The sequence below is a fragment of the Microbacterium sp. 4-7 genome (genome assembly GCF_014332665.1).
Classification (GTDB): Bacteria; Actinomycetota; Actinomycetes; order Actinomycetales; family Microbacteriaceae; genus Microbacterium.
In genome coordinates this window covers 194,018-207,725 of sequence record NZ_MCRH01000001.1, presented here as the reverse complement: position 1 = coordinate 207,725, position 13,708 = coordinate 194,018, and the positions used below count along the sequence as shown (strand labels likewise).

The following is a 13,708-nucleotide window of genomic DNA, read 5'->3' as shown; positions in this document are numbered from 1 at the left end:
ATCAGCCCTCCTGCTCATCGAGCGCGAGATTGAGTTCGGCGACGTTGATGCGTTCTTCGCCGAGGAATCCCAGATCCCGCCCTTGAATCCTAGACTCCACGAGGTCGCGCACCTGCTGCGCGGGCAGGTCGCGCTCGGCCGCCACCCGCGGCACCTGCAGCAGCGCGTACGCGACGCTGATGTGCGGGTCGAGGCCGGATCCGGATGCCGTCACGGCGTCGGCCGGCACGGCATCCGTGCTCACACCCTCGCGCTCGGCGATGGCCGCCTGGCGCTCGTCGATCGCCGCGACGAGGTCGGGGTTCTCGGGGCCCAGGTTGCTGCCGCCGGACGCGGCCCCGTCGTAGCCGTCACCGGCGGCCGACGGACGCGACTGGAAGTACTCGGGCAGCGCGTCGCCGTCGGCATCCGTGAAGGACTGACCGATCAGCGAGCTGCCCTTGTCGTCGCCCAGCGGCGAGCCGTTCGCCTGGAACGGCAGCAGCAGCTGACCGATGCCGGTGACGACGAGCGTGTAGCCGACGCCGAGCACGAGGGTGAGCACGAGCATCGCGCGGATGGCGACGCCGGTGGTGCGGGCGACGGTGCGGGAGGAGGACATGGAGTGCCTTTCGATGCGAGAAGGACGAAGACGGACGCCGGTCAGAAGCCGGGGATGAGGGTGATGACGAGGTCGATCAGCTTGATGCCGATGAACGGTGCGATCACTCCGCCGAGGCCGTAGACGAGCAGGTTGCGCTGCAGGATCTGCGAGGCGCTCGCCGGCCGGTACTTCACCCCGCGCAGCGCGAGCGGGATGAGGAAGACGATCACGATCGCGTTGAAGATGATCGCGCTGGTCACGGCGGATGCCGGCGAATGCAGCTGCATGATGTTGAGCGCCGCGAGGCCCGGGAACACCCCCATGAACATCGCCGGGATGATGGCGAAGTACTTGGCGATGTCGTTCGCGAGCGAGAAGGTCGTGAGCGCGCCGCGAGTGATGAGCAGCTGCTTGCCGATGCGCACGATGTCGATGAGCTTGGTCGGGTCCGAGTCGAGGTCGACCATGTTGCCGGCCTCCTTCGCGGCCGACGTGCCCGTGTTCATCGCGACGCCGACGTCGGCCTGGGCGAGAGCGGGGGCGTCGTTCGTGCCGTCGCCCGTCATGGCGACGAGTCGGCCGCCCTCCTGCTCGCGCTTGATCAGCTCGAGCTTCTGCTCGGGTGTCGCCTCGGCGAGGAAGTCGTCGACGCCCGCCTCCTTCGCGATGGCCGCGGCGGTCAGCGGGTTGTCGCCCGTGATCATGACCGTGCGGATGCCCATGCTGCGCAGCTCCTCGAACCGCTCGCGCAGGCCGTCTTTCACGATGTCCTTGAGGTGCACGACGCCGAGCACCTCGCCGGTTCCCGCTGGACGCTTCACGGCGACCACCAGCGGGGTGCCGCCGCTCGAGGCGACGCCGTCGACGAGGCCGGCGAGTTCGGCATCCGTGTCGAGCCCGAGCCAGGCGTCGATGGCCGACCCTGCGCCCTTGCGGATCTGCGTCCCGTCGGCGAGGTCCAGTCCCGACATGCGGGTCTGCGCGGTGAACGGCACGACCACGGCATCCGCCGGCTCGTCGACCCGGATGCCGCGGCTCAGCGCCAGCTCGACGATCGAGGCACCCTCGGGCGTGGGGTCGGCGAGGGATGAGAGGGCAGCGACACGCAGCAGCTCGTCGGGGTCGACGCCGCCGAGGCGAAGCACCTCGTGGGCGCGGCGGTTGCCGTAGGTGATGGTGCCGGTCTTGTCGAGCAGCAGCGTCGTGACGTCGCCTGCGGCCTCGACGGCGCGGCCCGACATCGCGAGCACGTTGCGCTGCACGAGACGGTCCATGCCGGCGATGCCGATGGCCGAGAGCAGGGCGCCGATCGTGGTCGGGATCAGGCACACGAGCAGGGCGATCAGCACCGGGATGCTGACGGGCGAGGCCGCATACGAGGCGATCGGGTTGAGCGCGAGAACCACTACGACGAACACGATCGACAGGCTCGCGAGCAGGATGTTGAGCGCGATCTCGTTGGGTGTGCGCTGACGGCTGGCGCCCTCGACGAGCGCGATCATGCGGTCGACGAACGTCTCGCCGGGCTTCGAGGTGATGCGCACGACGATGCGATCCGACAGCACGCGCGTGCCACCGGTGACGGCGCTGCGGTCGCCACCGGACTCGCGGATGACCGGTGCGCTCTCGCCCGTGATCGCCGACTCGTCGACGGTCGCGATTCCCGCGACGATGTCGCCGTCACCGGGGATCAGCTCGCCCGCCGTGACGATCACGATGTCGTCGCGCTGCAGCTCGGCCGATGAGACGTCGACCGCCTCGGTGCGCTCGGCCGTGGCATCCGTCGCCGAGTCATAGCGGACGACCTTGCGGGCCATCGTGCTGGTGCGGGTCTTGCGCAGACTCGCGGCCTGGGCCTTGCCGCGGCCCTCGGCCACGGACTCGGCGACGTTGGCGAACAGCACGGTCAGCCACAGCCAGATCGCGATGCCCCAGGTGAAGGGTGCGGGCACGGGTGTTCCGCCGGAGTCGGCCGGGCCGCCGAGGAACGGCTCGGCGATCGCGAGCACGGTCGTGAATGCGGCACCGACCCAGACGAGGAGCATCACGGGGTTGCGCACGAGCGACGCGGGGTTGAGCTTGCGCAGGGCGCCGGGCAGGGCCTGCGTCAGCTGTGCCCAGCCGAATGAGCGGGGCGGTGCGGTCGGGGCGGATGCCGGAGCATCCTGCTGTTCCGAGGGCGTGGTGGTGAGGGTCATGTCAGACGAGTCCTTCAGCGAGGGGTCCCAGTGCGAGCACGGGGAAGTAGGTGAGTGCCGTGATGATGACCGTGACGGCGGTGAGGAGGCCGACGAACTGCGGTCGGTGCGTGGGCAGGGTTCCGGTGTTCTCCGGCACGCGCTGCTGTGCGGCGAAGGATCCGGCCAGGGCCAGCACGAGGACGATCGGAAGGAACCGGCCGAGCAGCATCGCGATGCCCAGTGCGGTGTTGAACCACGGGGTGTTCGCGGTGAGGCCGGCGAAGGCGGAGCCGTTGTTGTTCGACGCCGAGGTGAAGGCGTAGAGCACCTCGCTCATGCCGTGCACGCCGGGGTTGAGGATGCTGGTCGCCTCGACGTCGGCGCGGATGCCGGGGATCGCGAAGCTCAGGGCCGTGCCAACAAGAACGAGGGTCGGCGTCACGAGGATGTAGAGGCTCGCGAGCTTGATCTCCTTCGGGCCGATGCGCTTGCCGAGGTACTCGGGGGTGCGGCCGACGAGCAGTCCGCCGACGAACACCGCGATGATCGCGAGCACGAGCATCCCGTAGAGACCCGATCCGACGCCGCCGGGGGCGACCTCGCCGAGCATCATGTTGAGCATCGGCATCATGCCGCCGAGTGCCGTGTACGAGTCGTGCATCGAGTTGACGGCACCGGTCGAGGTCAGGGTGCTGGCGCTGCCGAAGAGGGTCGAGCCGAGGATGCCGAAGCGCAACTCCTTGCCCTCCATCGCCGCGCCGGCGAGTTCGGGGGCGCTGCCGCGGCCGGCCAGCTCGAGGGCCGAGAGCGCGAAGGTCGAGATCAGGAAGATCGTTCCCATCACGGCGGCGATCGCGTAGCCCTGGCGGTTGTCGCCGATCATGCGACCGAACGTGCGGGGGAGTGAGAACGGGATCACGAGGATCAGCAGGATCTGCAGCAGACTGGTCCAGCCGGTCGGGTTCTCGAACGGATGCGCCGAGTTGGCGTTGAAGAAGCCGCCGCCGTTCGTGCCGAGCAGCTTGATGGCCTCCTGTGAGGCGACCGGCCCGCCCGGGATGGTCTGCGTGCCGCCCGAGACCGTGGTCACGTCGGTGAAGCCGGCGAAGTTCTGCACCACGCCGCCCGCGATCAGGGCGATGGCGGCGATCAGAGCGATCGGCAGCAGGATGCGTCCGAGCCCGCGGATCAGGTCGACCCAGAAGTTGCCGATCGTGGTCGAGCCGCGGCGCGAGAGGCCGCGGATCAGCGCGACCGCGACGGCCAGACCGACGGCGGCCGAGACGAAGTTCTGCACCGTGAGGCCGGCGAGCTGCACGGTGTATCCCATGGTCTGCTCGGGCGAGTACGACTGCCAGTTGGTGTTCGCGACGAATGACGCCGCGGTGTTGAACGCGAGCCCTTCGGGCACGGCCGGGAGTCCGAGCGACTGGGGCAGGAAGCTCTGCAGACGCTGCAGCCCGTAGACGAGCAGCAGGCCGACGACCGAGAACGCGAGCACGCTGCGGGCATAGGCCCGCCAGGTCTGCTCGGATGCCGGGTCGACGCCGATCAGTCGATACAGGCCGCGCTCGGCTTTCAGGTCGCGCGGGGTGCTGAAGACGTGGGCCATGTAGTCGCCCACCGGGCGGTACAGCAGCACGAGGGCGATGATGAGGACGGCGGCCTGCAGGACGCCGAACCAGATGTCGGCACCCGCGCCCATCAGAACTTCTCCGGGGCGACGAGAGCCACCACGAGGTAGACGACGGCGGCCACGGCGAGGGCGGCGGCGATGATCTCGAAGACGATCACAGTCGTTCCACCCCCTTCGCGACAAGAGAGACGAGGGCGAACAGCGCGAGAGTCAGCGCGATGTAGATGATGTCGAGCACGAGACTCGATACAACTCCCGTGCAGACCGGAATATCGCGATCCTCACGCTTTGCCTACGGGGCCGTGCGGGATGCATGCGACTTGCTCACATCTCGGGGTCGATCCGACTTTCTCGCGACGCGTTGTCGCATCCGTCGTTCGTCGTTCGTGGTTCGGGTAGGAGGTCCCCGATCGGGGGGCCTCAGACGCGAGAGGTGCGGTGGTGACTGTGTACAACGACCCGATGGTGGCGAACCTCGTCTACCGGCTCGAGGCTGAGCACGCCGAGGAGCAGATCGTGCGACGTCGGACGGCGCTCGAGCATCCTGGTCTGATCCGGCGTCCTTCCCTCCGTGTGCGCGCTCGCCGCCTCTGGGCGCGCATCTCTTCCGGCGGAAGCGGGGAACCGGGATGATCGTCCTGACGGCAGGATCGGAGCGGAACCTGCTCGATCGAGCGGACGGAGTGACCACAGGTGACGCGGCGACGAGGTCGGATCGAGGGTTCTCGGTGAACACCGACGTCGCAGAGCACGTCACGCAGGTCTATCGCGACGAGTGGGCGCGCATCGTGGGAGGACTCACCCGACGGTGCGGTGATCTCGACCTCGCCGAGGAGATGGCTGCTGAGGCGTTCGCCTCGGCCGCTGAGCGGTGGCCGAACGAGGGCGTGCCGCCCAATCCCGCCGGCTGGATCACCACCACGGCCTACCGCAAGGCCATCGATCGACTGCGTCGTGAGTCGTTCCGCGATGCCAAGCATCGGGAGGCTCTCATGCTGCACGATCCCGAACCACCGGAGCCGACGGGCGTCATCGACGACGATCGCCTCCGTCTGCTGTTCACCTGCTGCCACCCGGCGCTGTCGCTCGAAGCGCGCGTTGCCCTGACCCTGCGGATCGTGGGCGGACTCACCGTCGAAGAGATCGCGCGGGCATTCCTCATCCCGGAGTCCACGGTGAGGCAGCGCATCACCCGAGCCAAGGCGAAGATCAAGACCGAACGGATCCCGTATCGGATGCCGGCTGCCGACGACCTCCGCCTCCGGATCGACGGAGTGCTCGCAGTGCTCTATCTGATCTTCAACGAAGGGTATTTCGCGTCCGGGGCCGGAGTGCCCGCACTGCGTCGCGAACTGACGGGCGAGGCGATCCGGCTCACCGGACTGCTCCGCGAGCTGCTGCCCGCCGACGAGGAGGTCACGGGTCTGCTGGCGTTGATGCTGCTCAGCGAGGCGCGCGCCGCGGCACGCGTCACCGACGGCGGCGAGCTGGTGCGCCTAGATGAACAGGACCGTGGCTCGTGGGACCACGAGCTCATCGGTCGAGGCCTCGCACTGCTCGACGAGCCACCCACCGCGGCCCCCGGTCGTCACCGACTGCTGGCCGAGATCAACGCGGTGCATGTGCGGGCGACGGATGCCGAGCACACCGAATGGGCGCGCATCGTCGGACTCTACGAGCAGCTCGAGCGGATCGATTCCAGCCCGGTCGTGACCCTCAGCAGGGCGGTCGCCGTCGCAGAGCGGGACTCGCCCGAACGAGCACTGCTGATCGTGGAGACGCTGCGCGATGCGCTGGATCAGTTCCATGCCTTCCACGTGACGCGCGCAGAGCTGCTGCGCGCTGCGGACCGGCCGGACGATGCTCGGGCTGCCTACGAGCGCGCGATCGCCCTCGCCGACAACACCGCGGAGATCATCCACCTGACCCGACGCCGCGACGAGCTCGCGGCGCCCCTCGCACCCGGGGAGCCCGGGCGCACGACGAATGGAGAGAGCAGATGAGCAACAAGTACCTCGTGATCCACATGACCGACCCGACCGGCGGCACGATGCCGCAGGGAGAGGATCAGCGCCTTCTCGAAGACTGGGCGGATGAGGGCAGGGCGGCCGGCAGCCTGGGCGAGGGCGCACCCGTCGCCGGGGCGGACCAAGCCAAGTCGGTGGCGGTGCGAGACGGCAAGGTGCTCGTCACCGACGGCCCGTTCCCGGAGTTCAAGGAATGGTTCGCCGGCTACGACATCGTCACCGCCGAGTCGATCGACGAGGCGGCGAGCTTCATGGCGAAGCATCCGACCGCCGTGATGGGGCGGGTCTACATCCTGCCGGTGGTCAAGCTCCCCTGGGACGAGGACTGAAGGCCGGACTGCTTAGATCGGTTGCGCTCGACGGCGGTGACGGGGGCGATCCCTGGTGCGTCGAGTGTGGCGGATGGTGTTCCGGCTGCGGAGATCGTCTATGACGCGCGGGGCAACACGACGCGTCTGGGTGACATGCAGTTCACCTATGACGCGGCGAACCGTCATGTCGGGACGACCTACGCGGATGGTTCGACCGTGGCAATCGCGTGGGATGCGACGGGGCGCATCGTGTCGCGGACGATGGATCCGGCGGGGGCTGCGCCTGCGGTGGTGACGCGGTATCTGTTCGCGGCCGCGGGGGATGCGGCGTGGGGTCAGAAGGTGGGCACGGCGTTGACTCGGAGTGTCGGGTTGCCGGGTGGGGTGTCGTGGACGAATCAGGCGGGCACGGTGACGTGGTCGTTCCCGAATCTCGCCGGTCACGGGTTGATGACCCGGCCGGGTGGGACGAACGGGGCGTTGCTGGTGTGGGATCCGTTCGGACAGCCGGTGGATCCGGCGACGTTCGCGATCGGCACGGCGGCGTCGAATGACACTGGTCAGGTCGCGGGCAACACGCTGTGGCATCAGGGCGCGTTGAAGCCGGCCGAGTCGGTGGGCTCGACGCTCGTTGTCGAGATGGGTGTCCGGTTGTATGTGCCCGCGCTGGGCCGGTTCCTGCAGGTCGACCCCGTTGAGGGTGGCGGCGCGAACGACTACGCGTGGCCCACCGATCCCATCAACATGCACGATCTGGCGGGAGACAAGTGGAAGGGACCCGCCCTTACGAAGAACAGCGCCACGAGCAGCACAACGCAGCGGAGTCAGCGGACGCAAGCCACCACGGCGGCCAGGTTCCTGGGGTGCCAGTTGTGAAAAACAGGCTCGCCGTGCGGACGGCGTCGCGTCCGCTTCTGCCTACAGATGAGATCTCGGACAATGACATCTGGAACGGACTGTCAGTAGGTTTCGGCGTCGTATCTGTCGCGCTCAACGGCCTAGGTGCGGCTGCGTCCCTCGGGTGCCTCGGCGGCCCACATGCGTGCCTCGTCGCAGCGGTAGTTTCTAAGGGGCTTGGAGTGGCCGCATTGCCGTTCTCCGTCGCGTCTGCAGCCACGGACTGTCTGGGGAACGGGTGGGATAGCAAGTGCTGGGCGGGATGGCTCTACGCGGGAGGGATCACAGCTTCGACGATCATGGCGCCCCCATTTGAATCGAACGGAGTGTCGGGGGGAGCGGGATTACTATGGTTGTTTACTCAACGTTGAACGTAACGCAACTCAGTTGTCATCGTGGGAGTCGAATGCAAACAGGCAGGTTGGAAGTATGAATGTCATCTCTGCAGTTTTCCTTTTCCTCGGTGCGATCCTCATAGCGGGCGGGGTTGCCGTAGTTGTGCTCCGACGCCGATTCGCCCATAACCTGTCGAATTCGGGGTTGACGCGTGGCAATGGAAGGTCCCCTGTCGTGTACGCCGTGGGAGTTGGTCTGATGCAGATGGCGTTTGGCCTTGCGTTGACCGTTGCCGCAGCGGCCAGCGGAAGTATCTCTGGCGGAAGTGACTTTGACCACATTCTGTCGTCAATCCTTGCAGGGGGTGGCGTTGCCTGGAAAGTAACCTCTGTCTTGCTCGTTGTGTCTGGTGCTGGTGCTGCGGGTTTCGGTCTCGCGGTGGGAATTCGCGCGTGGGGGCGAAGGGCGGAATGGCAGGGCGCGCACGAGCTTCGACTGCCAAAGCGGCACTCGATAGCTATAACCGTGGGAACCATCTTGCTCGCCTACGGACTGCTCGCACTGGTTTCGGGATCCATTCTCTTTGCGGGAGTTTTCTGAAGCCGCAGAGTTGAGTCTCGGGCCATACTGTCGACCGAGATAAATCTGCAGTGCAGATAGCGAATGTTCGCGGCTACGACTTGAACTGTGAACTGGGGCAAGCCTTATAGGGAGATGTGACCGGCGTGGGGAAGGTGAGAGGTTCTGGTGGCGGTGCCCGGCTGGGCTGCTTGCTCTGGGGTGCGACGGCTAGTGGCCTGTTCGTCTTGGTCAGCTGGGGCTCGGAGTATTGGTGGATTGGTGTTCCGGTATACGGCGTCGCCGTGGCCGCACTCTTTCGGTCGTTCTTCCTTGGCGTGTGGGCTGGGCCTGGCGAAGTAGTCGTGGTGTCGTGGTTTCGCCGCTACTCCTTCACTCGCGGACAGGTCTCGGCTTTCGATGTGACTCGCTACTACGGTGCGGGTGGCGATGGCGTCGGATGGCTCCCGTTCATCGGTTCCCTGCGCATGATCGAGGTGGAACGTGTGACAGGCCGACGGGTGCCTCTGCCCGTCACCGTCGGGCGTAGCCGCAACGTTGTTCTCCTCGCTCGGCTCATGAGGGAAGCGCTCGAGATGAACCCCAGCCACCTGTGAGCCACCGCAAGGCAGGGTGTGATCCCGCGGGCAGTCTCGGCGGCAGTGCCGCTTGACCGTGGTGAAGAAAGCTCCCCTGGGACGAGGACTGAAGGGGCCGAGATCACCCGTTGCGCGTTTGTGATGTGTCGCATATCGCGCTGAACCCTGAGCATCCGCTATCTCTTAGAAGTATGACCATCTCAGCGGAGCGCGTCGGCACCTGGTATCGGGCCGACGGGTCGGAGGCGCTCCAATATGTGATGAGCGCCGACGATCTCGTGACCGACCCTGCGGAACTGCGCGCCGCCATCGACGCCGGTATGCGAATCACGGTCAGCTCCGGATCAAGTCCGGCTTCGGTGACCTCCTTGGACTTCCTTGAACCTGTGATCGATGACGTTCAGGATCTATGGGTCGGCACTGTGGATCGCGTTGTCGGTGCGAACATCCTGCAGAACGCGCGTCTCCTTCGGTCGCTCGCGTTTGCGGCCGGAGCGTGCTCCGATAGACCTGATCTATCGAGCCTGCCCCACCTGGAAGAGTTCAGCGGCGGTGTGACGCGCACTACCGCGTCCGTGCTTCGCAACCCGGACTTGCGCTTCCTGCGTGTCGAGGGTGTCATTCCGAAGAGCTTCGCGAGAGTGGCCGGAAGGTTGGAGGTGTTCGAGCATCATGGGGCGCGGTCGGCAACAGAGCTACCAGTCTTCGAGCATCCCGAGTCGATGCGTCGGATGCTTCGGGTGGGGCCATCGCGTTTCGATCTTCGACAACTCGAGGGGATGACGAACCTGGCCGAGTTCCGCCTCAACGTCTGTGGTGAGGTCACCGGGCTTGCATCGCTGGCCCGACTTCCCCACCTCTCGCGATTGCAGTTCAATGGAGTCGCCACCCGCGAGGACTGGGCCGACGTGCCCGTCGTCGGCTCCGGGGCCATGCTCGACATCACCCCCTATCCGAGCGGATCCGCGCTCGCGTCATGGGCGGCCGCCGGATGGATCCTGCCCGATCGACCAGCATCGCCAGTGGATGCGATCACCCTCGATGAGGCGGGAGATGGTGAGGTTTGGGGCGTGTTCATTGCGCAGTTTTGAGGGGTTGGCGGAGGCAGCAGAGGCTTTTGACGGGTCGGCCGCGGGTGGTCTGCATGGCGAGCTGTTCATCCTCGGCGTTGTGGCGGAACTGCGTGGCCGCGGAGTGACGTTGGATCCGGAGCCTGATTCTGAGAGTGGGTTTGCGGCTGTGTACTTCCCGGACAGAGCGCAGGCCGAACAGGTCTTTCTCAGCGCGCGCGTTGCGATCAACGCGGATACGACGACGAAGATCGGGCACCTGCGCGCTGGCGCCCGATCCTTCTCCGAGAACACATGACGTGGCCTCGAACGCACAGATAATGCACCTGCTGACGAACGGATGGATCGGCGGTGGATGAGAAGATTTCGCTTTCGCTCAGCACCAGCGAAGCGCTCGTGCTCTATGAGTGGCTGACACGCGAGGAGCCATCTCAACATGCTTCGGGCCCGGAGCAGCGCGTTCTCTGGACATCGAGGCTCAGCTCGAATCCGAGCTTCCCATGCTCTTCGACGCGGACTACCAGGACCAAGTCGCTCAAGCGCGAAACGAAGTCGAGGGCAACTCCCCACGACTCCCGGATTGACGCGAGCCACGCGCGGGTGGGGCGCAGTGGACGAATAGTCGCGCAAGTCTCGGCGTGATCCCCCGCTAGCCTGGGAGCGGATTCAAGAGGGGAACCATCGTGAATGTCGCCCTGAGCGCGAGATACGGGCCGACCACCACCCTCGCCCGCAACGTGGCGGCGACGGTGTCTGCGGTCGTGGGGTTGGCGGTCATGGTTCTGCCGACCGTGCAGGGGGTGCAGCCGCCCAGATCGCTGTACTTCGGGGCGCTGGGGGCGATGATGGTCGCGGTCTTCTTCGTCAACGCCTTCAGGTGGAAGGGAATCACCAACCGGGCCACCAGAGAGGCGAAAGCGGCCGGAGCAGGGGCGTTCTTTCCGTTCATGCAGGCGGATTTCGCATCTGGCGACGGTCAGCATACGTACCCGGGATCCGGCTGGGTGGTCGCCTCAGACGAGACCCTGGTCATCGTCTTTCGGCGGTCGACGATCGGGATCGGGAGCGCCCGCCAGCGGCGTGAGATTCGATTCGACGCGGTGAAGGGTGTCTTCCCTCACGACACCACGAGCATGTCATACGGCGGCGTCGTGATCGTGCTGACGTCGGGGGAGGAGCTCTTCTTCATGGTGGCACCTCGCAACGGATCAGGTCTGCGAGGGCCGAGTGACCTCGAGATCACGACAGCCGTGGCCGACCTCTCATCCGTGATCGAGGCATGACCCGAGGCGACGGCCACGTCTGACCACACACGGCTGACCATCCGCGAGCCGGACACTCACCGGATCACACTCCCTCCGGATCTACACTCAGCGAGTGAGTGCGACGCGACGGCGGCTGGGGGCGGGGACGATCATCGTCCTGGTTCTCATCGCCGTGGCACTCGTCTGCATCGTCACGGGCGTCTTGCCACCCGCGGATGCCGGGGCGCTCGGTGCACGCATCGCGCCCGTGCTCGGGTTCGTCATCGCGATCACCATCGTCGCCGAGCTGGCGCGGGATGCTGCGGTGTTCGACGTCGTCGCGCAGCGCCTCGCGCGCTGGGGGCAGGGGCGCGTCATCCTGCTCTGGTTGTCCGTCGTGGTACTCGCCGTTATCAGCACGGTGTTCCTGTCGCTCGACACCACGGCGGTGATCGTGACGCCGGTCGTGGTCGTGCTCGCGCAGAGCGTCGGCATCCCCCCGCTTCCGTTCGCCCTCGTCACCGTGTGGCTGGCGAACACGGCATCCCTCGCCCTGCCCGTCTCGAACCTCACCAACCTGCTCGCGGCGCGGTCGATCGGCGACGACCCGCTCGCGTTCCTCGCGCTGAGCTGGGCGCCGACCCTCGTCGGGGTGCTCGTGCCCGTCGTGGTCCTCACGCTGCGACACCGACGGACGCTCTTCGGTGCCTATCGGGCGCCGACAGGCGGTGACCCTTCCGACCGAGTGCTCTTCTGGGCGGCGTCCGGCATCCTGCTGCTCCTGATGCCGCTGCTCGCAGTGACCCATGACGTGTGGATCCCCGCGACGGTCGCAGCGCTCGTGCTCATCGTCGTGTTCGGCATCCGGCGTCGCCATGTGCTGCGACTCTCGCTCGTGCCATGGCAAGCGATCGGCCTGGCGGCGGCCCTGTTCGTCGTGGTCGAGACCGCGCACGCGAACGGCATCCTCGACTTCCTGTCGGTTCTCGCGACCAGTGGCCACGCGCCCGCAGAACTGCTGCGTCTCTCTGCGGCGGGCGCGCTCGCCGCGAACGGGGTCAACAACCTGCCCGCCTACCTGATCCTCGAACCCACAGCCGGCGATCCGGTCGCGCTCATGGCGCTGCTGATCGGCGTGAACCTCGGCCCCCTGATCACCCCGTGGGCATCGCTCGCCACCCTTCTCTGGCACCACAGGGTGGTGTCGCTGGGTGTCGAGATCCGCTGGGGCAGCCTGATGCTCTGGGGAGCGATCGTCGCCGTGCCGACGGTGCTGGTCGCCACGCTCGTGCTCGCCTTGGTCGCAGGCTGAGATCCGGCATCCCGATCCCGGCCGCAGGGGAGCGAAAAGGGCAGCGACTCGCGTCACGGGATCTGGGGGAGGTCCGCGGCACGACATGGGGAGTGTGTGCCGGGTGAGGGTCGCTGCCCTACTCCACAACGCTACGCACATGCCGTCGGATCCGGTGAAACTTCAGTGCCTGATGTATGGTGCGTCGGCATGACAGCGGCATAAAGTGTGCCCGTGGGCGACATCAGCGCATCTCTGCCGATCCGGCCGCGGCAGCTGATCCGCGACCAGGTCTTCGCCACGCTCGCCGAAGAGATCATCTCTGGGCGCATGCAACCCCTCGAAGAGATTCGCGACCAGGACTTGCAGGCCGAATACGGCGTCTCCCGCACGCCTATCCGCGAGGCTCTCAACCGTCTCGCCGACCTCGGACTCATCGAGGTCAGCACCAACCGGTTCACACGCGTCGCGCCGGTCGACCTCGAGGCACAGGCGGAACGTGTCGAGACCGCCGTCGCCATGATCGGATACTGCGCCGTCAGAGCAGTGCCGACCTACACCGACGAGCAGGTCGCCTCTCTGCACGAGAGGATCGACGGACTCCTGGTCGCCGAGCTCGCAGGAACCTCGAGTCGCGAGGGGCTCAGCCTCTGGTACGCGCTGTGGGGCGAGATCGTGCTCAACGCCCACAACCAGACGATGATCGACATCCTCGACGGTCAGCTGGTGCTGCACCTCACCCGAACAGTGCCCGCGCAACGCGTGCCCGACGAACTCGTCGACTACATGCGCGCGGCCCTCGATCAGCTGCGTGCCCTGCTCGATCGGCGCGACGGCGTCGGGGTACGCGACCTCATCGAACCGCTGTTCCTGAGATCGACGATCGAACCTCTCCGCGCGGCGGCGGCGCTCGCCGCGGCATCCGCCTCCGTCTCCGCCGGCTCGACGCCCGCCGTCCTCTTACCCGGGGACTGAC

At 66.7% G+C, this 13,708-nt stretch carries 13 protein-coding genes; 9 read left to right on the top strand and 4 right to left on the bottom strand.

Going from position 1 to position 13,708, the window contains the following annotated elements; genetic code table 11:
- Position 1: 1 nt before the first annotated feature.
- From kdpC to BEP68_RS18325, 4 genes are read right to left on the bottom strand one after another with little or no spacing between them, the layout of a single operon-like run.
- Positions 2-601: a potassium-transporting ATPase subunit KdpC gene (gene kdpC / locus BEP68_RS00930; protein ID WP_187248971.1), complete on the bottom strand. Its 600-nt coding sequence runs from the start codon at positions 599-601 to the stop codon at positions 2-4.
- Between the two features lie 41 nt (positions 602-642).
- Positions 643-2,781, bottom strand: coding sequence for a potassium-transporting ATPase subunit KdpB (gene kdpB, locus BEP68_RS00925; RefSeq protein ID WP_187248970.1), 2,139 nt, complete (start codon positions 2,779-2,781; stop codon positions 643-645).
- A gap of 1 nt (position 2,782) precedes the next feature.
- Positions 2,783-4,468, bottom strand: coding sequence for a potassium-transporting ATPase subunit KdpA (kdpA, locus tag BEP68_RS00920; RefSeq protein ID WP_187248969.1), 1,686 nt, complete (start codon positions 4,466-4,468; stop codon positions 2,783-2,785).
- Entirely contained in the window at positions 4,468-4,557 is a 90-nt protein-coding gene (locus BEP68_RS18325) for a potassium-transporting ATPase subunit F (RefSeq protein WP_056276367.1), read from the bottom strand. The genes kdpA and BEP68_RS18325 overlap by 1 nt, the downstream gene beginning before the upstream one ends.
- Positions 4,558-4,840: 283 nt before the next feature.
- Here BEP68_RS18325 and BEP68_RS00910 point away from each other — a divergent pair, with 283 nt between their 5' ends.
- From BEP68_RS00910 to BEP68_RS00870, 9 genes are all read left to right on the top strand, one after another.
- Positions 4,841-5,032: a hypothetical protein gene (locus BEP68_RS00910; protein WP_150115145.1), complete on the top strand. Its 192-nt coding sequence runs from the start codon at positions 4,841-4,843 to the stop codon at positions 5,030-5,032.
- Positions 5,029-6,402, top strand: a complete 1,374-nt coding sequence (locus BEP68_RS00905; protein WP_187248968.1) for an RNA polymerase sigma factor — start codon at positions 5,029-5,031, stop codon at positions 6,400-6,402. Before BEP68_RS00910 ends, BEP68_RS00905 begins: the two co-directional genes overlap by 4 nt.
- Positions 6,399-6,755, top strand: a complete 357-nt coding sequence (locus tag BEP68_RS00900; protein ID WP_053098543.1) for a YciI family protein — start codon at positions 6,399-6,401, stop codon at positions 6,753-6,755. The genes BEP68_RS00905 and BEP68_RS00900 overlap by 4 nt, the downstream gene beginning before the upstream one ends.
- A gap of 21 nt (positions 6,756-6,776) precedes the next feature.
- Positions 6,777-7,613 (top strand): RHS repeat-associated core domain-containing protein, encoded by an 837-nt coding sequence (locus BEP68_RS00895; protein WP_187248967.1) that lies wholly within the window; start codon positions 6,777-6,779, stop codon positions 7,611-7,613.
- A 1,705-nt stretch (positions 7,614-9,318) separates the two neighbouring features.
- The gene (locus BEP68_RS00890) at positions 9,319-10,218 is read left to right on the top strand and encodes a hypothetical protein (RefSeq protein WP_187248966.1); all 900 of its coding nucleotides are present in this window, start codon (positions 9,319-9,321) and stop codon (positions 10,216-10,218) included.
- Between the two features lie 4 nt (positions 10,219-10,222).
- A complete protein-coding gene (locus tag BEP68_RS00885; protein WP_187248965.1) occupies positions 10,223-10,495 on the top strand; it encodes a hypothetical protein in 273 nt (90 codons plus the stop codon).
- A gap of 385 nt (positions 10,496-10,880) precedes the next feature.
- On the top strand, positions 10,881-11,480 hold the full coding sequence (locus BEP68_RS00880) for a hypothetical protein (protein ID WP_187248964.1): 600 nt from the start codon (positions 10,881-10,883) through the stop codon (positions 11,478-11,480).
- 94 nt (positions 11,481-11,574) lie between these two features.
- A complete protein-coding gene (locus BEP68_RS00875; protein WP_187248963.1) occupies positions 11,575-12,753 on the top strand; it encodes an SLC13 family permease in 1,179 nt (392 codons plus the stop codon).
- Between the two features lie 213 nt (positions 12,754-12,966).
- Positions 12,967-13,707, top strand: coding sequence for a GntR family transcriptional regulator (locus tag BEP68_RS00870; protein WP_072590588.1), 741 nt, complete (start codon positions 12,967-12,969; stop codon positions 13,705-13,707).
- Position 13,708 lies beyond the last annotated feature (1 nt).